This is a genomic window from Anoxybacillus sp. J5B_2022 (assembly GCF_026847645.1).
Lineage (GTDB): Bacteria > Bacillota > Bacilli > Bacillales > Anoxybacillaceae > Anoxybacteroides.
This window is the reverse complement of the sequence record NZ_JAPSMC010000162.1, coordinates 1-871: the sequence shown is the minus strand read 5'-3', so window position 1 is coordinate 871 and position 871 is coordinate 1. Positions and strand designations below refer to the sequence as shown.

The 871-nt window shown below is 49.5% G+C and carries 1 pseudogene; it reads left to right on the top strand.

The features are described 5' to 3' along the window. Positions 1-871 (top strand): annotated as a pseudogene (locus tag M4I42_RS16985) (IS1380-like element ISGsp2 family transposase); the annotation flags it as partial.

The following is an 871-nucleotide window of genomic DNA, read 5'->3' as shown; positions in this document are numbered from 1 at the left end:
CGAAGAAAGAAGGAGTGAGTCGAACGTATAAAGGATTTGACGGTTTTACGCCGTTGTTTGCGTACGCAGGGAAGGAAGGGTATATCGTTCATGCCGAGCTGCGTCCAGGGAAACAACATGTACAAGACAACATGCCTTCGTTTTTAACTACCGCCATCCGTCGAGCTCGTCCGCTGACCTCGTCTCGTCTGCTTGTCCGCATGGATGCAGGAAACGATGCGGAAGCGAATGTGCACGTATGTCTAAAGGAAGACGTGGACTTTGTCATCAAGCGAAACTTACGCCGAGAATCGAAAGCGCTTTGGTTCCAGATCGCTTCGCAAAAGGGCAGACGCGTCGATGATGGACAAACAGAAGGAGTACAAACGTATGAGTTATGCCTTCCACAGACAGCAGCAATCGATGGACACACGTATACGTACGTTCAAGTCACCCAAGTGACGGAACGAACGATGGAACGAAATGGACAGCTGATGCTCGTTCCTGATTACGAAGTCGAAAGCTACTGGGTGCGCCTCGAAGGATACGAGCATGTTCGAATGAGTGATGTGCTCGCATTGTATCATGATCATGCGACATGCGAACAGTTTCATAGCGAACTGAAAAGCGACTTAGATTTAGAGCGACTTCCATCTGGGAAGATGAAAACGAATGCGCTCGTGTTAGTCATGGGAGCATTCGTGTACAACCTTCTTCGTCTGATTGGACAAGATCTATTAAGCGATCCGAGACATCCATTACATCATAAAGTGAAACGCCGCCGCATCAAGACGATCATTCAGACGGTGATCACGATGGCAGGTCGACTCGTCCGCCGATCACGACAGATCTGGATGAAACTGACGCGAAGGAGTGGCTATAGCGAGCCCCT